The organism is Escherichia coli DSM 30083 = JCM 1649 = ATCC 11775 (assembly GCF_003697165.2).
Classification (GTDB): Bacteria; Pseudomonadota; Gammaproteobacteria; order Enterobacterales; family Enterobacteriaceae; genus Escherichia; species Escherichia coli.
The window spans coordinates 2,801,982-2,821,977 of sequence record NZ_CP033092.2 but is presented as its reverse complement, the minus strand read 5'-3'; the positions used below and the strand labels follow the sequence as shown (position 1 = coordinate 2,821,977).

21 protein-coding genes and 1 pseudogene are annotated in these 19,996 nt (G+C 49.9%); 11 read left to right on the top strand and 11 right to left on the bottom strand.

Annotated elements, in window-relative coordinates:
• Positions 1-175: 175 nt before the first annotated feature.
• From minE to minC, 3 genes are read right to left on the bottom strand one after another with little or no spacing between them, the layout of a single operon-like run.
• Positions 176-442: a cell division topological specificity factor MinE gene (minE, locus tag EAS44_RS14820; protein WP_001185665.1), complete on the bottom strand. Its 267-nt coding sequence runs from the start codon at positions 440-442 to the stop codon at positions 176-178.
• Between the two features lie 3 nt (positions 443-445).
• Positions 446-1,258, bottom strand: coding sequence for a septum site-determining protein MinD (gene minD, locus EAS44_RS14815; protein ID WP_000101055.1), 813 nt, complete (start codon positions 1,256-1,258; stop codon positions 446-448).
• Between the two features lie 23 nt (positions 1,259-1,281).
• A complete protein-coding gene (gene minC, locus EAS44_RS14810) occupies positions 1,282-1,977 on the bottom strand; it encodes a septum site-determining protein MinC (RefSeq protein ID WP_000072536.1) in 696 nt (231 codons plus the stop codon).
• Between the two features lie 519 nt (positions 1,978-2,496).
• On the opposite strand from minC, the gene ycgJ reads away from it, so the two are divergent.
• On the top strand, positions 2,497-2,865 hold the full coding sequence (gene ycgJ, locus EAS44_RS14805; RefSeq protein WP_001056851.1) for a YcgJ family protein: 369 nt from the start codon (positions 2,497-2,499) through the stop codon (positions 2,863-2,865).
• Positions 2,866-2,984: 119 nt separating this feature from the next.
• On the opposite strand, the gene pliG is transcribed toward ycgJ, so the two are convergent.
• Complete coding sequence (pliG, locus tag EAS44_RS14800) at positions 2,985-3,386, bottom strand: g-type lysoyme inhibitor PliG (protein ID WP_000693755.1); 402 nt, start codon at positions 3,384-3,386, stop codon at positions 2,985-2,987.
• Positions 3,387-3,627: 241 nt separating this feature from the next.
• On the opposite strand from pliG, the gene EAS44_RS14795 reads away from it, so the two are divergent.
• The 3 genes from EAS44_RS14795 (at position 3,628) to ycgN (ending at position 5,190) form a co-directional block, all read left to right on the top strand.
• A complete protein-coding gene (locus EAS44_RS14795) occupies positions 3,628-3,921 on the top strand; it encodes a YcgL domain-containing protein (RefSeq protein WP_001295992.1) in 294 nt (97 codons plus the stop codon).
• 71 nt (positions 3,922-3,992) lie between these two features.
• Positions 3,993-4,652 carry a fumarylacetoacetate hydrolase family protein gene (gene ycgM, locus EAS44_RS14790; protein ID WP_000284277.1) on the top strand — a complete coding sequence of 220 codons (660 nt, stop codon included), beginning with the start codon at positions 3,993-3,995 and terminating at the stop codon, positions 4,650-4,652.
• 91 nt (positions 4,653-4,743) lie between these two features.
• A complete protein-coding gene (ycgN, locus tag EAS44_RS14785; protein WP_001339583.1) occupies positions 4,744-5,190 on the top strand; it encodes a YcgN family cysteine cluster protein in 447 nt (148 codons plus the stop codon).
• A 206-nt stretch (positions 5,191-5,396) separates the two neighbouring features.
• Here ycgN and EAS44_RS14780 read toward each other — a convergent pair.
• Positions 5,397-5,724 (bottom strand): annotated as a pseudogene (locus EAS44_RS14780) (hemolysin E); the annotation flags it as partial.
• A gap of 259 nt (positions 5,725-5,983) precedes the next feature.
• On the opposite strand from EAS44_RS14780, the gene umuD reads away from it, so the two are divergent.
• Positions 5,984-6,403 carry a translesion error-prone DNA polymerase V autoproteolytic subunit gene (gene umuD, locus EAS44_RS14775; RefSeq protein WP_000897380.1) on the top strand — a complete coding sequence of 140 codons (420 nt, stop codon included), beginning with the start codon at positions 5,984-5,986 and terminating at the stop codon, positions 6,401-6,403.
• Positions 6,403-7,671 carry a DNA polymerase V catalytic protein gene (umuC, locus tag EAS44_RS14770; protein WP_025857246.1) on the top strand — a complete coding sequence of 423 codons (1,269 nt, stop codon included), beginning with the start codon at positions 6,403-6,405 and terminating at the stop codon, positions 7,669-7,671. The genes umuD and umuC overlap by 1 nt, the downstream gene beginning before the upstream one ends.
• Positions 7,672-7,715: 44 nt before the next feature.
• Here umuC and dsbB read toward each other — a convergent pair whose 3' ends face one another.
• On the bottom strand, positions 7,716-8,246 hold the full coding sequence (gene dsbB / locus EAS44_RS14765) for a disulfide bond formation protein DsbB (protein WP_000943452.1): 531 nt from the start codon (positions 8,244-8,246) through the stop codon (positions 7,716-7,718).
• Positions 8,247-8,391: 145 nt separating this feature from the next.
• Complete coding sequence (nhaB, locus tag EAS44_RS14760) at positions 8,392-9,933, bottom strand: Na(+)/H(+) antiporter NhaB (RefSeq protein ID WP_000406401.1); 1,542 nt, start codon at positions 9,931-9,933, stop codon at positions 8,392-8,394.
• 221 nt (positions 9,934-10,154) lie between these two features.
• Between nhaB and fadR the strand changes: the two genes are divergently transcribed.
• On the top strand, positions 10,155-10,874 hold the full coding sequence (gene fadR / locus EAS44_RS14755) for a fatty acid metabolism transcriptional regulator FadR (RefSeq protein WP_000234823.1): 720 nt from the start codon (positions 10,155-10,157) through the stop codon (positions 10,872-10,874).
• A 162-nt stretch (positions 10,875-11,036) separates the two neighbouring features.
• Here fadR and ycgB read toward each other — a convergent pair whose 3' ends face one another.
• Positions 11,037-12,569 carry a SpoVR family protein gene (gene ycgB / locus EAS44_RS14750; protein WP_000190855.1) on the bottom strand — a complete coding sequence of 511 codons (1,533 nt, stop codon included), beginning with the start codon at positions 12,567-12,569 and terminating at the stop codon, positions 11,037-11,039.
• A gap of 329 nt (positions 12,570-12,898) precedes the next feature.
• On the opposite strand from ycgB, the gene dadA reads away from it, so the two are divergent.
• Both dadA and dadX read left to right on the top strand, forming a co-directional pair.
• The gene (gene dadA / locus EAS44_RS14745) at positions 12,899-14,197 is read left to right on the top strand and encodes a D-amino acid dehydrogenase (protein ID WP_001266907.1); all 1,299 of its coding nucleotides are present in this window, start codon (positions 12,899-12,901) and stop codon (positions 14,195-14,197) included.
• A gap of 9 nt (positions 14,198-14,206) precedes the next feature.
• Positions 14,207-15,277 carry a catabolic alanine racemase DadX gene (gene dadX / locus EAS44_RS14740; RefSeq protein ID WP_000197868.1) on the top strand — a complete coding sequence of 357 codons (1,071 nt, stop codon included), beginning with the start codon at positions 14,207-14,209 and terminating at the stop codon, positions 15,275-15,277.
• A gap of 56 nt (positions 15,278-15,333) precedes the next feature.
• Here dadX and cvrA read toward each other — a convergent pair whose 3' ends face one another.
• Both cvrA and ldcA read right to left on the bottom strand, forming a co-directional pair.
• The gene (gene cvrA / locus EAS44_RS14735) at positions 15,334-17,070 is read right to left on the bottom strand and encodes a potassium/proton antiporter (RefSeq protein WP_000340206.1); all 1,737 of its coding nucleotides are present in this window, start codon (positions 17,068-17,070) and stop codon (positions 15,334-15,336) included.
• A 94-nt stretch (positions 17,071-17,164) separates the two neighbouring features.
• Entirely contained in the window at positions 17,165-18,079 is a 915-nt protein-coding gene (ldcA, locus tag EAS44_RS14730; RefSeq protein ID WP_000051575.1) for a muramoyltetrapeptide carboxypeptidase, read from the bottom strand.
• A 99-nt stretch (positions 18,080-18,178) separates the two neighbouring features.
• Here ldcA and emtA point away from each other — a divergent pair, with 99 nt between their 5' ends.
• Entirely contained in the window at positions 18,179-18,790 is a 612-nt protein-coding gene (gene emtA, locus EAS44_RS14725) for a membrane-bound lytic murein transglycosylase EmtA (RefSeq protein ID WP_001295994.1), read from the top strand.
• A gap of 1 nt (position 18,791) precedes the next feature.
• Here emtA and ycgR read toward each other — a convergent pair whose 3' ends face one another.
• Positions 18,792-19,526, bottom strand: a complete 735-nt coding sequence (ycgR, locus tag EAS44_RS14720) for a flagellar brake protein YcgR (RefSeq protein WP_000020122.1) — start codon at positions 19,524-19,526, stop codon at positions 18,792-18,794.
• Between the two features lie 200 nt (positions 19,527-19,726).
• Here ycgR and ymgE point away from each other — a divergent pair, with 200 nt between their 5' ends.
• Positions 19,727-19,981 (top strand): GlsB/YeaQ/YmgE family stress response membrane protein, encoded by a 255-nt coding sequence (gene ymgE / locus EAS44_RS14715; protein WP_000511315.1) that lies wholly within the window; start codon positions 19,727-19,729, stop codon positions 19,979-19,981.
• Positions 19,982-19,996 lie beyond the last annotated feature (15 nt).

Sequence of the window (19,996 nt, the reverse complement as noted above, 5' to 3'; positions counted from 1 at the left end):
AAACATTTTGTTCTGTGCGTGGGAACAGCCTTAAGGTGTAAAGGGGGAGGGGGAAATAGCAATGAATAGTATCAGCAAGAATACTCGCCGCTTTACCACAACGTGGATGAGAGGGATGAAAAACTCAAGGCAGAGATGACTCTGCCTTGAAGATAAATGCGCTTTTACAGGGGGCTTATTTCAGCTCTTCTGCTTCCGGTAAGGTCACGTTCAGCTCAAGAATAGAAATATCGCCATCTTTTTGCTCAAGCTGTACGGTTACCATCTCAGGATCAATTTGTACATATTTACAAATGACCTCAAGAATATCTTTACGCAACTGCGGCAGATAATGCGGTTCTGCATCGCTGCGACGGCGTTCAGCAACAATAATCTGCAACCGTTCTTTTGCAATGTTGGCTGTGTTTTTCTTCCGCGAGAGAAAGAAATCGAGTAATGCCATAACTTATCCTCCGAACAAGCGTTTGAGGAAGCCTTTCTTCTCTTCTTCAATGAAGCGGAAAGGACGTTCTTCTCCCAACAGACGTTCTACGGTATCTGCGTAGGCTTTACCCGCATCGGCGTTAATGTCGAGAATGACCGGTTCACCCTGGTTAGAGGCGCGCAATACTGATTGATCCTCTGGGATCACGCCGACGAGTTTGATGCGCAGGATCTCCAGCACATCTTCCATGCTCAGCATGTCACCTCTGCTTACGCGGCCTGGGTTATAGCGCGTTAACAGCAGGTGCTCTTTAATCGGCTCTTCGCCATTTTCTGCGCGGCGTGATTTCGACGCCAGAATGCCTAAAATACGGTCAGAGTCGCGTACTGAGGAGACTTCCGGATTGGTGGTAATAATGGCTTCGTCTGCAAAATAGAGTGCCATTAACGCACCGGTTTCAATCCCTGCCGGGGAGTCACAAACGATAAATTCAAAATCCATCGCTTTCAGATCATCAAGAACTTTGGCGACCCCTTCACGGGTGAGGGCATCTTTATCGCGAGTTTGCGATGCCGGAAGAATATAGAGATTTTCAGTACGTTTATCTTTAATTAACGCCTGGTTTAGCGTTGCATCGCCCTGAATGACGTTGACGAAATCGTAAACGACCCGGCGTTCACAACCCATAATCAGGTCGAGATTACGCAGGCCGATATCAAAATCTATCACGACAGTTTTCTTTCCCTTCTGGGCCAAACCAGTGGCGATGGCCGCGCTGGAGGTTGTCTTACCAACACCTCCTTTGCCCGAAGTAACAACAATAATGCGTGCCATAGAAATTCCTTGTTAAAAAGGGATCAATTTAACGGTTGAACGGTCAAAGCGTTTTCGACTAACTGCAGTCGTGCCGCTTTGCCATAAAATTCTGCTGGGATTTGATCACTCAGCCAGTATTCACCTGCGATGGACACCAGTTCCGCCATCAGGTTCGTACAAAATATTTGCGTTTCCCGGTCACCACTTGCCCCTGCCAGCGCACGACCGCGCATCATGCCATAGACATGAATGTTACCATCGGCAATCAATTCGGCCCCTGCGCTAACGTGGCTTGTAACAATCAGATCACATTGTGGAGCATAAATACGCTGACCGGAACGCACTGGGGTATCAATTAAACGCGTTTTTGTGACCGGCGTTGTATTTTGCGCTGGAGCCTGCGGTGCGGGAGCTGGACGCGGCGCTTTTTCCTTTCCTTCCGTCAGGATAGGCAGCCCCATCTTTTCAATTTCGGCTTTAAGTTGCGCATCTTTGCAGCCACTTACGCCAATAACCCGCAAACCAGTTGCCGAAACCGCCTTATGCATCGCTGACCAGTTTACCGGGTCTTCCAGTGCACTGACGTTGAGTACAACGGGGGCATGTTTTAAAAATGCGGGGGCCTGAGCGATTTTGTCTTCCAGCGCCTGATGGATAACCTTAGGTTCTGCCTCATGCAGATGAACCACAGATAAAGTGAAGCTACTGCCTTTAAGCTCGATTGGCGTGTTTGACATCCTGGCCTTACTCAATTAGCTATTAATCATCGCCAGCGCGCGATGATGTTCCGAAGACTATAAGGCATGTTATAGTCTGGATTATATTGAGGCAAGTCACCCTCCCATTTATTCAGAGTAAAAGTCTATTCTGTGATAAATGGCGCTGATTCATAGCTTAAAAAATACCCTTGTCAATCAACCCATTGCCGTCGTACTTTTGATTGTTCTTATTTACGCTTCCTTTTTCCGCACCCTAATCGTGACAGCATCTTCAGACCTGTTTAAATATCCAGTGTTGAGGCGAGTGTATTTTTTCACCACGCCAGGCTTTCTTAACTTTCCATTTTTTGCAGCATCATTAAAGAACAGATACCCGTTATCTTAATATCCGCCACAGAATTGCTCTATCATAGAAACCGCAGAAGACGTCTGATACTTCTGTCAGGTCATCGTAACTCGTCCAGGTCAGCGGTTTTGATTACGGATTGATGATGAAATGAGCATAAGTGTTGTACGGTTGGATTATCAGGATGTGCTATGAATATGATGCGTATTTTTTATATCGGATTGTCAGGTGTGGGGATGATGTTCTCATCAATGGCGTCTGGAAATGACGCTGGCGGGCTTCAATCTCCTGCGTGTGGCGTTGTTTGCGACCCGTATATTTGTGTGAGTTCAGATGGCATTTCCCCAGAGTTAACAAGGAAATATCTCGGCGAAAAAGCCGCTGAAAACTTACAATCATTACAAGGCTACGATCCCAGCGAATTTACATTCTCTAACGGTGTATTTTGCGATGTTAAAGAAAAATTATGTCGTGATGATCGTTATTTTGGTGTGGATGGTAAGCGGAGTGGAAAAATCAATCAAACCACCACAAAGATGTTATTTATGTGTCGTGAGTGATGTCTTGTTTACATTATGTTCTATTCGGCATTGTCTGCTATTCGTCATTAACCTCTTGAGCGACAGAGAGGAGTGGGGCGTTAACGTTTATGACGGGGAGAGTCCCCGTCGGTTGATATTTACTTAATTTGAATATCGACGTTATATTTTTTAGTTTTGTTTTTACGGGCGTCATTTCGGGTTTGCAGCACTCGCAGCTCATATTTGCCAGAAGCAGGGAGTGAGTATTGTCCGTGACTATCGAGTTCTGGGGAATATCTGGATAAATCAACAGAATCATCGATTCCTGGCCCGAAGAGGTAAGTATCAGCGCCTTCATTAGAGATACTCACGTGCACTTTCTGACCTTTTTTGGCATAGAAGGTATATGTATCGTAATCGTATCCCTTTATTTCGCCGGAGTACTGAGCGCTGCTATGGCCTTTTCTGAACTCAACATTGACATTCTTACCCGCAGCAAAGCTCGTGGAGGTTAGCAGTGCAAGCAACAATACAGCCTTACTGATGCCCTTAATTTTCATTGGTAGTCTCCTGTTCAGAATGAGTACGATGAACTGTTATAATATAACAATCCTTCACGGGAGAATTCCAGTGGCTTTCCTGTGTTCGGTTAAATCCCGGCGCGGCATTTTTGCCGGGGGGATTACTTATAAAGGGGGCATGGACTGAACAAACCGTAGAAATCTACAGCTGGCTGGCTTGTGGCGCGGGTTTCATTGATGTTAGCTTATGCCAAAACCTGGCATCTTAAAGAGTAAAAGTATGTTTTGTGTGATTTATCGAAGCAGCAAGCGTGACCAGACCTATTTATATGTCGAAAAAAAAGACGATTTTTCGCGTGTTCCTGAGGAACTGATGAAAGGTTTTGGTCAGCCTCAGTTAGCGATGATTCTTCCGCTGGATGGGCGGAAGAAACTGGTCAATGCCGATATTGAAAAGGTTAAACAGGCATTAACCGAGCAAGGTTACTATTTGCAGTTACCGCCACCACCCGAAGATTTGCTGAAGCAACATCTTTCCGTCATGGGGCAGAAAACAGACGACACGAACAAATAACCGATATCCGGCGGTGGCATTATCTTTGTCGGCGCGGGTTTTCATATCCACGATAAGGTGAGGGGAACGTTATGTATCAACATCACAACTGGCAAGGTGCGCTGCTGGATTATCCGGTGAGTAAAGTAGTCTGTGTTGGCAGTAACTATGCCAAACATATTAAAGAGATGGGCAGCGCAGTACCCGAAGAGCCAGTGCTGTTTATTAAACCAGAAACGGCACTGTGCGATCTGCGGCAGCCATTGGCGATCCCATCCGATTTCGGTTCAGTTCATCATGAAGTCGAACTGGCGGTGTTGATTGGCGCGACGCTGCGTCAGGCTACGGAAGAGCATGTCCGCAAAGCCATTGCCGGTTACGGCGTGGCGCTCGATCTGACATTGCGTGATGTTCAGGGAAAAATGAAGAAAGCCGGGCAGCCGTGGGAAAAGGCCAAAGCGTTTGATAACTCTTGTCCGCTTTCCGGGTTTATTCCCGCGGCGGAGTTTACCGGCGATCCGCAAAATACAACGCTGGGCCTGAGCGTAAACGGCGAGCAACGCCAGCAAGGTACGACTGCGGACATGATCCATAAAATCGTTCCGCTGATCGCTTATATGAGCAAGTTTTTTACCCTCAAGGCCGGTGACGTTGTGCTGACAGGCACGCCTGATGGTGTCGGCCCGTTGCAAAGCGGTGATGAGCTGACAGTCACTTTCGATGGGCATTCTTTGACAACTCGCGTTTTGTAATACTTTTTGCCGCCTGAAAGCGGCGGCAAAACTTGCATCGCTGTGCCAGACTGGTTATAAGGTGCGTTTTAACGTAATGGCGGAACACCTGATGAGCGATGTACCTTTCTGGCAAAGTAAAACCCTGGACGAAATGAGCGATGCGGAATGGGAGTCGTTGTGTGATGGTTGCGGTCAGTGTTGCCTGCATAAACTGATGGATGAAGACACCGACGAAATCTACTTCACTAACGTCGCCTGTCGCCAGCTCAATATTAAAACCTGTCAATGTCGGAACTACGAACGTCGTTTCGAGTTTGAACCCGACTGCATTAAATTAACCCGTGAAAATCTGCCAACATTCGAATGGCTGCCAATGACCTGCGCTTATCGTTTGCTGGCGGAAGGTAAAGGTTTACCTGCGTGGCATCCGCTACTTACTGGTTCGAAAGCGGCAATGCATGGTGAACGTATCTCTGTGCGTCATATCGCAGTAAAAGAATCAGAAGTGATTGACTGGCAGGATCATATCTTAAATAAACCTGACTGGGCGCAGTGATAAATTTAATAGATGTTGATGGGGGCTTTCTTAATATACGTCTGGATGCTCGCCATTTCGTAGCCCTGTTTTTGAAAGCGCTCTGTCATAATGAGAGTTACCCGATACCTTATTATCAACAGGTAACTCTCAATCTTTAAAAAACGTCTGTATTTTTAAATGTGATAAACTTTATACCTTGAGTACATAGAGAGAATAATCGCTTATCAGACTTCAGGTATCTCAAAGAGTGTCTTCTTACCGTGTCTTTTCTGATACTCATTACAGGTGTTAATCATTTTTTTGGCCGCTTACTTTTAGTAAAGAAAGCATTAAATCATCATAATCAACGTAGAATCTGGTTGTTTCAGTTTCCGTTTTTATCACCCCGATGGCGGCTATTTCGGTAGTTAATTTCAATTTGGCGGCATCGATATCTTTATTCGCTTGTTTAACCGTGTTAGACAGGGTGGTAAAGAAACTCTGCGCAGATTTTAACTTGTTCTTCAATTCTGGAATCAGTTTCCCTTCAACTACGCCCGCAGCAATAGAACACAGTTTCTTGATGCCGTCATCCAGTACCTTAATGAGAATGCCTTTCTGGGCGAATGCTTCGATTCTATTTTAAACCAGGTGATATTTTTCCTTTCTGCTGGATGGACGCTGTCGCCAGAAGGCCGCGTGAGCACAGGATAAGAGAACGAAAAATCAGCAGTCTATGCAGCGACAAATATTGATAGCCTGAATCAGTATTGATCTGCTGATAAGAACAGACTACTGTATATAAAAACAGTATAACTTCAGGCAGATTATTATGTTGTTTATCAAGCCTGCGGATCTCCGCGAAATTGTGACTTTTCCGCTATTTAGCGATCTTGTTCAGTGTGGCTTTCCTTCACCGGCCGCAGATTACGTTGAACAGCGCATCGATCTGAATCAACTGTTGATCCAGCATCCCAGCGCGACTTATTTCGTCAAAGCAAGTGGTGATTCTATGATTGATGGTGGGATTAGTGACGGTGATTTACTGATTGTCGATAGCGCTATTACCGCCAGCCATGGTGATATTGTCATCGCTGCTGTTGACGGTGAGTTTACGGTGAAAAAATTGCAACTACGCCCGACGGTACAGCTTACTCCTATGAACAGTGCGTACTCGCCCATTACCATCAGTAGCGAAGATACGCTGGATGTCTTTGGTGTGGTGATCCACGTCGTTAAGGCGATGCGCTGATGTTTGCCCTCTGTGATGTAAACGCGTTTTATGCCAGCTGTGAGACGGTGTTTCGCCCTGATTTATGGGGTAAACCGGTGGTTGTGCTATCGAATAATGACGGTTGCGTTATCGCCCGAAACGCTGAGGCAAAGGCGCTGGGCGTTAAAATGGGCGATCCCTGGTTCAAACAAAAAGATCTGTTTCGTCGCTGTGGCGTGGTTTGCTTTAGCAGCAATTATGAGCTTTACGCAGACATGAGTAATCGGGTGATGTCGACGCTGGAAGAACTATCGCCCCGCGTCGAGATTTACAGTATTGATGAGGCATTCTGCGATCTGACAGGTGTGCATAATTATCGCGATCTGACTGATTTTGGCAGAGAAATTTGCGCAACGGTGCTACAACGTACCCATCTTACTGTTGGTGTGGGGATCGCCCAGACCAAAACGCTGGCTAAGCTTGCCAATCATGCGGCAAAAAAATGGCAGCGGCAGACGGGCGGGGTGGTGGATTTATCAAATCTGGAACGCCAGCGTAAATTAATGTCTGCTCTCCCCGTGGATGAAGTCTGGGGGATTGGACGGCGGATCAGCAAAAAACTGGACGCGATGGGGATCAAAACCGTTCTCGATTTGGCGGATTCAGATATCCGGTTTATCCGTAAACATTTTAATGTCGTGCTCGAAAGAACGGTGCGTGAACTGCGCGGTGAACCCTGTTTGCAACTGGAAGAGTTTGCACCGACGAAGCAGGAAATTATCTGTTCCCGCTCGTTTGGTGAACGCATCACGGATTATCCGTCGATGCGGCAGGCCATTTGTAGTTACGCTGCCCGGGCGGCGGAAAAACTTCGCAGCGAGCATCAATATTGTCGGTTTATCTCCACGTTTATTAAGACGTCACCATTTGCGTTCAATGAACCTTATTACGGCAATAGCGCATCGGTAAAACTGCTGACGCCCACTCAGGACAGCAGGGATATCATTAACGCCGCTACGCGATCTCTGGATGCCATCTGGCAAGCGGGCCATTGCTACCAAAAAGCGGGCGTGATGCTGGGGGATTTCTTCAGTCAGGGAGTCGCGCAGCTCAATTTATTCGATGACAACGCACCGCGCCCCGGGAGTGAGCAATTGATGGCGGTAATGGATACGCTGAATGCTAAAGAGGGCAGAGGAACACTCTATTTTGCCGGGCAGGGGATCCAGCAACAATGGCAGATGAAGCGTGCCATGCTTTCACCATGTTATACAACGCGAAGTTCTGATTTACTGCGGGTCAAATAAACATAGCGGCAGGAAAAAGCGCTCCCGCAGGAGCGCCGAATGGATTAGCGACCGAACAGGTCACGTTTTTTCGCTTTAAACGGCTGGGAAATCACCACCAGCACCGCGACAATCAGGTAAGCGATAAAAATACCGAGCAGCCACTGCGGCATTTCCAGACCTAAAAATTCCCACTGACGCTCGGCGCAATCGCCAGAGGCGACAAACACTTGCGGCACCCATTTATCCAGCGGCAGCCATTCCGGGAAACGAGCCATAAAATCACAGGTCGCAAACGGCGAAGGATAGAGCTGAAGCATGGTGTGCTCGTAAGTTAACTGCACACCGCGGAACGCACTATACAACCAGATAACCATCGCTACATAACGCAGCGGAGTTTTCGGGGCGATCGCGCCAATCAGCGCAGCACCCAGAACGCCGAATAACGCGCAGCGTTCATAAATACAGAGCACGCAAGGTTTCAGTAACATCACATGCTGGAACCACAGCGCCGTCAGTTCCAGTGCCAGAGCAGTAAACGCCATCAACAGCCATGCACCCCGGCCTTGTGAACATTGGTTCAAAAATCGCAACATAATCATTTCCCTGCAATATGCATAGAGTGCGCAGTTTAAACCAATTCATTCGCTGCGCCACCAGGAGGCAGCAAAAATAGGACGCAATTGGACAATTATCGGGCGAAAAGGCAAACCGGGCATTTATATGCCCGGTAAGTTGTTATCAAAGCGTTGCTATCCAGCCCATTTGCATAAACCATTCGGTTACAGGAGCAAGCGTAAACTCGACGCAGAGCAGCCCGACGAGTGTCAGGACGAGGGTGTAAGGCAGGGCCATCCACACCATGCGGCCATAAGAGAGACGAATCAATGGCGCGAGTGCAGAGGTCAGCAGGAACAGGAACGCAGCCTGACCGTTCGGCGTAGCGACGGAGGGCAGATTGGTACCGGTATTAATGGCGACCGCCAGCAGCTCATATTGCTTCAACGTGATAGCGCCACTTTTCATTGCCGCTTTCGCTTCGTTGATATAAATCGTCCCCACGAAGACGTTATCCGAAATGGATGACAGCAGACCGTTGAAAATATAGAACAACGACAGCTGAGCATGTTCAGATGCCTGCAACACAAACTGAATAATCGGCGAAAACAGTTGTTGGTCGATAATCACCGCGACTACTGAGAAAAACACCGTCAACAGTGCGGTGAATGGCAGAGATTCGGTGAAGGCTTTACCGATAGCATGTTCATCGGTAACACCGGTCAATGATGTCGCCAGAATAATGACCGACAAACCAATCAAACCGACTTCTGCCAGATGTAGTGCCAGCGCGGTGACCAGCCAGACGCCGATAATCGCCTGCACAATCAGACGAATTTTGTCCTGACGTGTACGCTGGAGACGGCTTTGATCGTCAAACTGTTGCAGCACTTCGCGGACTTTCTCCGGCAGCGTTTCACCGTAGCCAAACCAACGCAGCTTCTCTACCAGCAGGCAGGTTAACAGGCCACAAATCAGAACCGGGACGGTCACCGGCGACATGCGCAGGAAGAAATCGCCAAAATGCCAGCCAGCCGCTTTAGCGATGATCAGGTTTTGTGGTTCGCCCACCATGGTCATCACGCCGCCTAATGCGGTGCCGACACCGGCATGCATCATCAGACTACGCAGAAAGCCACGGAACTGTTCCAGAACCACTTTGTAATGCTTGTCGATATGACTATCGTCTTGCAGGTCGGTATCTTCAGTACGGGAAGAGGCTACGCGGTGATAAATACCATAAAAACCGACTGCAACGCTGATCACCACCGCCACGACGGTTAAGGCATCGAGGAACGCGGAGAGGAACGCCGCCGCCACGCAAAAAGAGAGCGACAGCAGCATTTTGGAGCGAATACTTAACAGCAAACGGGTAAATATGAACAACAACAGCTGTTTCATAAAATAGATACCCGCCACCATAAACATCAGTAACAGCAAGACTTCAAGATTTGCCGCCACTTCTTCACGAACATGTTCCGCGCTGGTCATGCCGATGAATACCGCTTCGATAGCCAACAGACCACCGGGGAGCAGCGGGTAGCATTTCAGGGCCATCGCCAGAGTGAAAATAAATTCCGCTACCAGCAACCAGCCAGCGACGAAAGGGCTGATGAGGAAAATTAACGGATTTACGATTAAGAAAATGATGAGGGCGAGTTTGTACCAGTCGGGGGACTGTCCCAAAAAATTGCGCCATAGTGCGCGGCCCCAGGAGATCTCCATGATGGTTTCCCTTACCTTAGAAATAATCAATGATGTTTTTATGTTTAAACGCAAAGCTTAACGGTCAGACAGGAGTGAGGCAAGTCTTGATAGTCAAGGGGAAAGAGATGCAGAAAATGAAGCCTTGATCCCTTTTTTCTTCTTTTTGTCTTCTATCAGCGTAGTTAGCCCTCTGGTATGATGAGTCCAACTTTGTTTTGCTGTGTTATGGAAATCTCACTATGGTCATTAAGGCGCAAAGCCCGGCGGGTTTCGCGGAAGAGTACATTATTGAAAGTATCTGGAATAACCGCTTCCCTCCCGGGACTATTTTGCCCGCAGAACGTGAACTTTCAGAATTAATTGGCGTAACGCGTACTACGTTACGTGAAGTGTTACAACGTCTGGCACGAGATGGCTGGTTGACCATTCAACACGGCAAGCCGACGAAGGTGAATAATTTCTGGGAAACCTCTGGTTTAAATATCCTTGAAACACTGGCGCGACTGGACCACGAAAGTGTGCCGCAACTTATTGATAATTTGCTGTCGGTGCGTACCAATATTTCAACTATTTTTATTCGCACCGCGTTTCGTCAACATCCCGATAAAGCGCAGGAAGTGCTGGCAACCGCTAATGAAGTGGCCGATCACGCCGACGCCTTTGCCGAGCTGGATTACAACATTTTCCGCGGCCTGGCGTTTGCTTCCGGCAACCCGATTTACGGTCTGATCCTTAACGGGATGAAAGGGCTGTATACGCGCATTGGTCGTCACTATTTCGCCAATCCGGAAGCGCGCAGTCTGGCGCTGGGCTTCTATCACAAACTGTCGGCGTTGTGCAGTGAAGGCGCACACGATCAGGTATATGAAACAGTGCGTCGCTATGGGCATGAGAGTGGCGAGATTTGGCACCGGATGCAGAAAAATCTGCCGGGTGATTTAGCCATTCAGGGACGATAATCCTTCCAGACGGATGACAAACGTATAATTGCCTGATGCGCTACGCTTATCAGGCCTACGTGTTTTTTTGCAATGTATTGAATTTGCGATACTTTGTAGGCCGGATAAGGCATTTACGCCGCATCCGGCAAAAATGAGTCCTCCTCAAACGAGGAGGACTATTTACAGATTTCCCATTCTCGGCGGGCAACGTTCCAGCAACTCGACGCTGCCGTCTTCGTTTTGCTGTTCCAGCATCACATCAAATCCCCACAGGCGATGCACATGCTTCAGCACTTCTTTGCGCCCCCGATCCAGCGGTGCGCGATTATGTGGAATGTAACGCAGCGTCAGCGAACGGTCGCCGCGCAAATCCACGTTCCAGATCTGAATATTCGGCTCCAGATTACTTAAGTTATATTGCGACGATAACCGGTTACGGATTTCCCGATAACCTTCTTCATTATGAATAGCGGAAATCTCCAGATAATTATGCCGATCATCATCCAGCACGGTGAAGAAGCGGAAATCACGCATCACTTTCGGTGACAGGAACTGGCTGATAAAACTCTCATCTTTGAAATCACGCATCGCGAAATGCAGCGTTTCCAGCCAGTCGGAACCGGCGATATCCGGGAACCAGTATTTGTCTTCTTCCGTTGGTGACTGACAAATCCGTTTAATATCCTGGAACATGGCAAACCCGAGGGCATACGGGTTGATGCCGCTGTACCACGGGCTGTTATAGGGCGGCTGGAAGACCACATTGGTGTGGCTGTGCAAAAACTCCAGCATAAAACGTTCCGTTACTTTCCCTTCATCATACAGATGGTTAAGGATGGTGTAGTGCCAGAAGGTCGCCCAGCCTTCGTTCATCACCTGAGTCTGTTTTTGCGGATAAAAATACTGGCTCACCTTACGCACAATACGCAGGATTTCACGCTGCCATGATTCCAGCAGTGGCGCATTTTTCTCCATAAAATAGAGCAGGTTTTCTTGTGGTTCGGACGGATAGCGGCGCGCTTCAGCAACCGTTTTCTCTTCCTCGCGCTTCGGCAGGGTACGCCAGAGCATATTGACCTGACTTTGCAGATACTCTTCGCGACTCTTCTGCCGGGCTTTCTCTTCTTGCAGCGAGATTTTTTGCGGGCGTTTGTACCGGTCCACGCCGTAGTTCATCAGCGCGTGGCACGAGTCCAGAAGCCGTTCTACTTCATCAACGCCATAACGCTCTTCGCACTCGGTAATATATTTACGGGCAAAAATCAGATAATCGACAATCGAACTGGCGTCGGTCCAGCTACGGAATAAGTAATTGTTTTTGAAGAAAGAGTTATGCCCATAGCAGGCATGAGCCATCACCAGCGCTTGCATGGTAATGGTGTTCTCTTCCATCAGGTAAGCGATACACGGGTTAGAGTTAATGACGATTTCATAGGCTAGTCCTTGCTGACCGTGCTTATACAGCCGTTCAGTCTCGATAAACTTTTTACCGAATGACCAGTGCGGATAGTTAATTGGCATGCCGACGCTGGAGTAGGCATCCATCATCTGTTCTGAGGTTATCACTTCAATCTGGTGCGGGTAGGTATCCAGCCGGTAGAGTTTCGCCACCCGGTCTATCTCTGCCAGATAAACATCCAGCAGGTCGAACGTCCAGTCGGGTCCATCGCTCAAACGTGTGGTGTCCTTATTCATAGAATCGATCGTCGCCATACGCGCACCTCATTGTTGTCGGCGCTCTCTGTGTGGAGCACCTCATTTCAAGCATAGAACACCTGTTAAAAACCGCGTCGCCGGAGAATTTTTTTCTTTGCGATTTCTTATTATCAGAGTGCCACTAATCCGCTTCTGAACGGAATTTTATGCTGGATAAAAAGGGCGTTCAGCAGGAGATACTAAAGACGCCATATTGCCGCAGAGTCAGGGAGATGTGAGCCAGCTCACCATAAAAAAGCTGTATGTTGAATAATATTTTCAACTGAGTTATCAAGATGTAATTAGATTATTGTTCTTTTACTGTATCTACCGTTATCGGAGTGGCTATGCGAGTTGTCATACTGGGAAGTGGTGTGGTAGGCGTTGCCAGCGCCTGGTACTTAAATCAGGCAGGACATGAGGTCACCGTCATTGATCGGGAGCCGGGGGCCGCCCTGGAAACCAGTGCCGCGAATGCAGGGCAAATCTCCCCCGGATATGCTGCACCGTGGGCGGCACCAGGTGTGCCTTTAAAAGCGATTAAATGGATGTTCCAGCGCCATGCGCCGCTGGCGGTTCGTCTCGACGGTACGCAGTTCCAGTTGAAATGGATGTGGCAAATGTTACGTAACTGCGACACCAGCCACTATATGGAAAACAAAGGGCGGATGGTGCGTCTGGCGGAATACAGCCGTGATTGCCTGAAAGCATTGCGCGCCGAAACCAATATTCAGTATGAAGGGCGTCAGGGTGGGACGCTGCAACTGTTCCGTACCGAACAACAGTATGAAAACGCGACCCGCGATATCGCCGTGCTGGAAGATGCCGGCGTACCGTATCAGCTGCTGGAATCCAGCCGCCTGGCGGAAGTGGAGCCCGCGCTGGCAGAAGTGGCGCACAAACTGACGGGCGGCCTGCAACTGCCCAATGATGAAACCGGAGACTGCCAGCTGTTTACCCAGAATCTGGCGCGGATGGCGGAGCAGGCGGGGGTTAAATTCCGCTTTAATACGCCCGTTGACCAACTGCTTTGCGACGGCGAGCAAATCTACGGCGTGAAGTGTGGTGATGAAGTGATTAAGGCCGATGCGTATGTGATGGCGTTTGGTTCTTACTCGACGGCGATGCTCAAAGGCATTGTTGATATTCCGGTGTATCCGCTGAAAGGCTACTCGCTGACTATTCCGATTGCGCAGGAAGATGGTGCGCCGGTGTCTACTATCCTTGATGAAACCTACAAAATCGCCATTACCCGTTTCGATAACCGCATTCGTGTTGGCGGAATGGCGGAAATTGTTGGCTTTAACACCGAGCTGTTGCAACCGCGTCGTGAAACGCTGGAGATGGTGGTTCGCGATCTCTATCCACGCGGCGGTCATGTTGAGCAGGCGACTTTCTGGACTGGCCTGCGCCCGATGACGCCAGACGGCACGCCGGTTGTCGGGCGTACACGCTTTAAAAATCTGTGGCTGAATACCGGTCACGGCACGCTCGGCTGGACGATGGCTTGCGGTTCCGGTCAGTTGTTAAGCGATCTGCTCTCGGGGCGCACGCCAGCGATCCCGTATGAAGATCTAAGCGTAGCGCGCTACAGCCGTGGATTTACGCCATTACGCCCGGGCCATTTACATGGCGCACACAGCTAAGGAAACGAGATGACCCGTCCGATACAGGCCAGCCTCGATCTGCAGGCATTAAAACAGAATCTGTCCATTGTCCGCCAGGCCGCGCCGCGCGCGCGCGTCTGGTCGGTGGTAAAAGCGAACGCTTACGGGCACGGTATTGAGCGTATCTGGAGCGCGATCGGGGCTACCGATGGCTTTGCATTGCTTAACCTGGAAGAGGCAATAACGTTACGTGAGCGCGGCTGGAAAGGACCGATCCTGATGCTGGAAGGATTTTTCCATGCTCAGGATCTGGAGATTTATGACCAGCACCGCCTGACCACCTGCGTACACAGCAACTGGCAGCTCAAAGCACTGCAAAATGCGCGGCTAAAAGCACCGTTGGATATTTATCTTAAAGTGAACAGTGGAATGAATCGGTTGGGCTTCCAGCCCGATCGCGTGCTTACCGTCTGGCAGCAGTTGCGGGCGATGGCGAATGTTGGCGAAATGACCCTGATGTCACATTTTGCCGAAGCGGAACATCCTGATGGAATTTCCGGCGCGATGGCGCGTATTGAGCAGGCGGCGGAAGGGCTGGAGTGTCGGCGTTCGTTGTCCAATTCGGCGGCGACTCTGTGGCACCCGGAAGCGCATTTTGACTGGGTTCGGCCTGGCATTATTTTGTATGGCGCTTCGCCGTCCGGTCAGTGGCGTGATATCGCCAATACCGGATTACGTCCGGTGATGACGCTAAGCAGTGAGATTATTGGTGTCCAGACGCTAAAAGCGGGCGAGCGTGTGGGCTACGGCGGTCGCTATACTGCGCGCGATGAACAGCGAATCGGCATTGTCGCCGCAGGATACGCCGACGGTTATCCGCGCCACGCGCCTACCGGTACCCCTGTTTTAGTGGACGGCGTTCGCACCATGACGGTGGGGACAGTCTCGATGGATATGCTGGCGGTCGATTTAACGCCTTGCCCGCAAGCGGGTATTGGTACGCCAGTTGAGCTGTGGGGCAAGGAGATCAAAATTGATGATGTCGCCGCCGCTGCCGGAACGGTAGGCTATGAGTTGATGTGCGCGCTGGCGTTACGCGTCCCGGTTGTGACGGTGTAACTTGTTATCGCTGGATGCGACCAGCGTCGTATCCAGCGTTACAAAACACATTAAACTTAAGATTCGGCTTCTTCCTCCGCTACCCGAACACCAATCTTCAACACTTCATTATCTTCTTTCTCGGCCACCGTCCAGATCATCCCGGCAAACTCTACCTGGTCACCGACAACCGGTGCTGCGCCTAACAACTGCTGGACGATTTCACCCAGCGTTTGCTGCTTATCGCGATATTCTCGCCCGTCTTCCAGGCCATATATCAGCGCCACATCAGCATATTTGGCGCTGGCTTCGAGAATGAAGTCACCAAAGAAGCGTTGATCCAGCGCGACCGGCGGCGACTGGCTGAACAGTTTACCGAGCGCCGGGAGATCGCGTTCCCGACCAATTACACACAACACATCGCCTTCGCGCAGTCGGGTGCTGCCGGTGGGATGAAGCAACTGGTTATCACGAAACAGTGCCGCAATACGCGTCTCTTTTGGCATATGCAAATCACGCAGTGCCGCGCCCACGCACCATTTATCGGCACTCAATTGATAAACAAACTGCTCCCACGGATTTTCCGGATGAATATCCAGGCCAACGCGTGACACCGGACGTCCCACTGGCGGAACGACCACTTTGGCTTTTTTCGCCGCCCACGAGAGTGATGTTCCCTGCAATAGCAGTGAAACCAGGACCACAAAGAAGGCGACATTAAAGAACAGTCGCGCATTCTCCAGCCCCGCCATCATCGGGAACACAGCCAGAATAATCGGCACCGCGCCGCGTAATCCTACCCAGCTGATAAACACGCGCTCACGCAGATTGAAGCCACGGAACGGTAGCAATCCGGCAAATACCGAAAGAGGACGGGCGAAGAAAATCATCCATGCGGACAAAATGAGCGCCGGAATGGCAATAGGCAGCAGATCGCTTGGGTTAACCAATAGCCCCAGCACCAGGAACATGGCGATTTGCGCCAGCCAGGCGAGGCCGTCGAAATTTTGCAGGATGCCGTAGCGGTTGCGAATCGGCCGATTACCCAGCAGAAAACCGCACAGATAAACAGCCAGAATACCGCTGCCTTCCAGCGCCGTGGTTAAAGCAAAAATTAAAATACCGCCGCTTAATGCCAGCAATGGATATAATCCGGCGGGCAGGGCGATGCGATTAATCATTTGCAGCAGTAAATAACCACCGCCAAGCCCGATGACAATCCCGAGGCCAAATTGCTGCAGAATATCGACCACGAACATCCAGCTGACACTGCTTTCATGCTGCTGGATCATCGCAATCAGGGTAATCGTCAGAAAGACCGCCATTGGATCATTACTGCCGGATTCAATTTCCAGCGTCGAGCCAACACGTTCGTTAAGCCCCTTACCACCCAGCAGAGAAAAGACCGCTGCAGCATCGGTGGAGCCGACGATAGCGCCGATTAATAATCCTTCAATCAAATCAAGATTAAACAGCCACGCCGCCATCATGCCGGTTAAACCAGAGGTGATAAGCACGCCCAGCGTCGCCAGCGACAGTGCCGGTCCTAACGCCACACGAAAGGAACTGGCCTGAGTGCGCATCCCGCCGTCGAGCAAAATAATCGCCAGCGCCAGGTTACTTACCATGTAGGCGAAGGGATAATTATCAAACGGGATACCGCCGACGCCATCAACCCCCGCCAGCATGCCGATCGCCAGAAAAATAACCAGAATGGGAATGCCAAGACGGGAAGAAAATGAACTAAGTAAAATACTGCTGGTGACAAGGATGGATCCTAAGATGAAAAGGCTAATTATTGTTGTGGCATCCAACGGTCGGTTACTCCTGATTACGCTGTCTCTTATATAAACCCTACCATATTAGCGGCAGAGACAGCGTTTTACTTAGCCCTGAAGCGTGATTTTTTTACATTTTAAGAACAGGATGACCGCTAATCGTCAACTGAGTGCCTTCCTGGGTGTTATTCAGAATGGCATGTGCGCCCAACGGCAGCGTAACCGTGCGTTGTTCATGACCAAAATCGAGGCCGGTAATGAGTGGAATCGACAGGCGGGAACGCAAAAACGCGTACACTGACTCCAGGTTGTAACCTGCGTCATAATCATTAGGCGTGCTGCCGCTAAAGCTACCGAGAATAATCGCCTTCTGACGTGGCAAAATTCCAGCATGATAGAGCTGCAACAGCATACGTTCGACGCGGAAAGGGTGCTCGTTAATATCTTCCAGCACCAGAATACCGTTCTCAATTTTTGGCATCCACGGTGTACCAATCAGTGAAATCAGCATCGCAAGATTGCCTCCCCACAGCGTGCCTTCGGTCTGACATGTCGGGCCTTCCCCTTGCCATTCAATGGTGAACGTTTTATTGCGTAACGCCAGCCAGAAGTGGTGCTCGGTAAAGGCATTTAGTTCATCCGCGCCAAAGTTTGCTACCAGCATGGGGCCGCTAAAGGTGATGACATTGCCTTGCGCCAGAAGACCGCACTGAATGGCGGTAAAATCGCTATGTCCGCAAATGAGTAACGGGTCATGTTGTTGGCGAGCCACCAGTGCCTGCCAGTCAATATCTGCCAGTAAACGACTGGCACCGTAACCGCCGCGTACAGACAGCACGATGGTGTTGGGGGTAGTCAGTCTGGCAAGAGAATTGAGATCTTCCAGACGCTCCGTTTCCGTACCCGCAAAACGCTCACAACGACGGGCAATAACCTCGACGTTATTGACCTGATGCCCCGCGTCGGTAAGGCGCTGGATACCACGCAGCGCGGCGTGCTGTTTAATGCAGTAACCCGATGGGGCAATTAAGTGAAACAGAGACATGGCAATTCCTTGCTGACAACAGAAACGAAATGTATATCATGCCGCTTAGGTGTGCCGTTGTCACCTCAACGGCGATTCCAGGCTATAAGGATAGAAGAAGTGAAATTGAGATGGTTTGCCTTTTTGATTGTGTTATTAGCGGGTTGTTCATCAAAGCATGACTATACGAACCCGCCGTGGAACGCGAAAGTTCCGGTGCAACGTGCGATGCAGTGGATGCCAATAAGCCAGAAAGCCGGTGCAGCCTGGGGCGTCGATCCACAATTGATCACGGCGATTATCGCTATCGAATCGGGTGGTAATCCGAACGCGGTGAGTAAATCGAATGCCATTGGTTTGATGCAGATAAAAGCTTCAACCTCCGGACGTGATGTATATCGTCGTATGGGCTGGAGTGGTGAGCCGACGACCAGCGAGCTGAAAAATCCGGAGCGTAATATTTCAATGGGGGCGGCTTACCTGAATATTCTGGAAACCGGCCCGCTGGCAGGCATTGAAGATCCGAAGGTACTGCAATATGCGCTGGTGGTGTCATACGCTAACGGGGCAGGTGCGCTGCTACGGACTTTCTCGTCAGATCGGAAAAAGGCGATCAGCAAAATCAACGATCTGGATGCTGATGAGTTCCTCGATCACGTAGCGCGAAATCATCCTGCGCCGCAGGCTCCGCGCTATATCTACAAACTTGAGCAGGCACTGGACGCGATGTAAATCAGTCGCGCACTTTGTCCGCTTTCTCCCGGGCTTCTCGCTCGAGAGAGAAAATAATCCGCTGTAATTGCCGCTCCACCGTCGGGCTGACGTTAAGAAAACGGAAGCTCAGACGGGGAGTGGTGATGGTTTCATTTTTGCCATCAATCACTTTGCGCTCGCTGATGGAGATTAACTGGGCGTCAAAGTGAAAAACACCCCATTGCCCCATGTTGACTTCAATCTGAGCGAAGCGCATGCCTTCGTGTAATTCGGCAGGCTTTGCTGTTTCCAGTAATGCGCCCATGCCGCCTAACGACAAATCATGCAGGCGGAAACGTAACGTACTGTTATCCGCCAGTTTGGTCTGGCAAAAATAAGGCGGATGGAGTGGGGCGGAGATGCGGAAATATCGGCGTCGTTGTACAAACCACAAGGTGGGAGGCGGTACGGTAATAAATGCCGGAAGCTGCAAGTATTCACTCTGCTGTAGTTGTTCAACAGTAAACTCGACTTTCGCGCCCTGGGTTTCGGCGGTAATGGTAATATGCTGCGCCTTTAACACAGCGTTGTTATCTTCGGCCTGACTGCCGAAATCCAGCACCAGTTTATCCGGGGTTATTACCAGTATTTTGCTGATCAGCTGCCCGCCATTCCAACTGATACGCAAAGGAATTGCGGCTTTGTGCAAATCGCGTAACACGCCCAGGACGGCTAACAGATTTTGTTTCAGGAACTGCTCATGGTAATGACTCACGCGGAAAAACTCCTGACTGACAAACTGTCTTTGGTTTATCGGTCACAGTTAACAAAACTTAATACAAATGCGCGAATATTTTTTACATGTTGTTCTTAAATCAGCCGACATACGCCCAGCATCGATTCCGCCCTTGCCTATACTTAGAGCGTTGACGTAAGCATTTCTTGCGTCCGATTCATCGAAACGAGGGCCTGAACATGGGAATTATTGCCTGGATTATTTTTGGCCTGATAGCCGGCATAATCGCCAAGCTAATCATGCCGGGACGTGATGGTGGTGGATTTTTCCTGACCTGTATTCTTGGGATAGTCGGTGCGGTGGTCGGCGGCTGGCTGGCGACCATGTTTGGCATTGGCGGCTCCATCAGCGGTTTTAATTTGCACAGCTTCCTGGTGGCGGTGGTGGGCGCTATCCTGGTGCTGGGCGTATTCCGCCTCCTGCGAAGAGAATAAGATTTTCATAAGGCG

Coding starts and splice junctions, on each gene's coding strand:
- minE (WP_001185665.1), bottom strand. CDS start 442: ATGGCATTACTCGATTTCTTTCTCTCGCGGAAGAAAAACACAGCCAAC.
- minD (WP_000101055.1), bottom strand. CDS start 1,258: ATGGCACGCATTATTGTTGTTACTTCGGGCAAAGGAGGTGTTGGTAAG.
- minC (WP_000072536.1), bottom strand. CDS start 1,977: ATGTCAAACACGCCAATCGAGCTTAAAGGCAGTAGCTTCACTTTATCT.
- ycgJ (WP_001056851.1), top strand. CDS start 2,497: ATGAATATGATGCGTATTTTTTATATCGGATTGTCAGGTGTGGGGATG.
- pliG (WP_000693755.1), bottom strand. CDS start 3,386: ATGAAAATTAAGGGCATCAGTAAGGCTGTATTGTTGCTTGCACTGCTA.
- EAS44_RS14795 (WP_001295992.1), top strand. CDS start 3,628: ATGTTTTGTGTGATTTATCGAAGCAGCAAGCGTGACCAGACCTATTTA.
- ycgM (WP_000284277.1), top strand. CDS start 3,993: ATGTATCAACATCACAACTGGCAAGGTGCGCTGCTGGATTATCCGGTG.
- ycgN (WP_001339583.1), top strand. CDS start 4,744: ATGAGCGATGTACCTTTCTGGCAAAGTAAAACCCTGGACGAAATGAGC.
- umuD (WP_000897380.1), top strand. CDS start 5,984: ATGTTGTTTATCAAGCCTGCGGATCTCCGCGAAATTGTGACTTTTCCG.
- umuC (WP_025857246.1), top strand. CDS start 6,403: ATGTTTGCCCTCTGTGATGTAAACGCGTTTTATGCCAGCTGTGAGACG.
- dsbB (WP_000943452.1), bottom strand. CDS start 8,246: ATGTTGCGATTTTTGAACCAATGTTCACAAGGCCGGGGTGCATGGCTG.
- nhaB (WP_000406401.1), bottom strand. CDS start 9,933: ATGGAGATCTCCTGGGGCCGCGCACTATGGCGCAATTTTTTGGGACAG.
- fadR (WP_000234823.1), top strand. CDS start 10,155: ATGGTCATTAAGGCGCAAAGCCCGGCGGGTTTCGCGGAAGAGTACATT.
- ycgB (WP_000190855.1), bottom strand. CDS start 12,569: ATGGCGACGATCGATTCTATGAATAAGGACACCACACGTTTGAGCGAT.
- dadA (WP_001266907.1), top strand. CDS start 12,899: ATGCGAGTTGTCATACTGGGAAGTGGTGTGGTAGGCGTTGCCAGCGCC.
- dadX (WP_000197868.1), top strand. CDS start 14,207: ATGACCCGTCCGATACAGGCCAGCCTCGATCTGCAGGCATTAAAACAG.
- ldcA (WP_000051575.1), bottom strand. CDS start 18,079: ATGTCTCTGTTTCACTTAATTGCCCCATCGGGTTACTGCATTAAACAG.
- ymgE (WP_000511315.1), top strand. CDS start 19,727: ATGGGAATTATTGCCTGGATTATTTTTGGCCTGATAGCCGGCATAATC.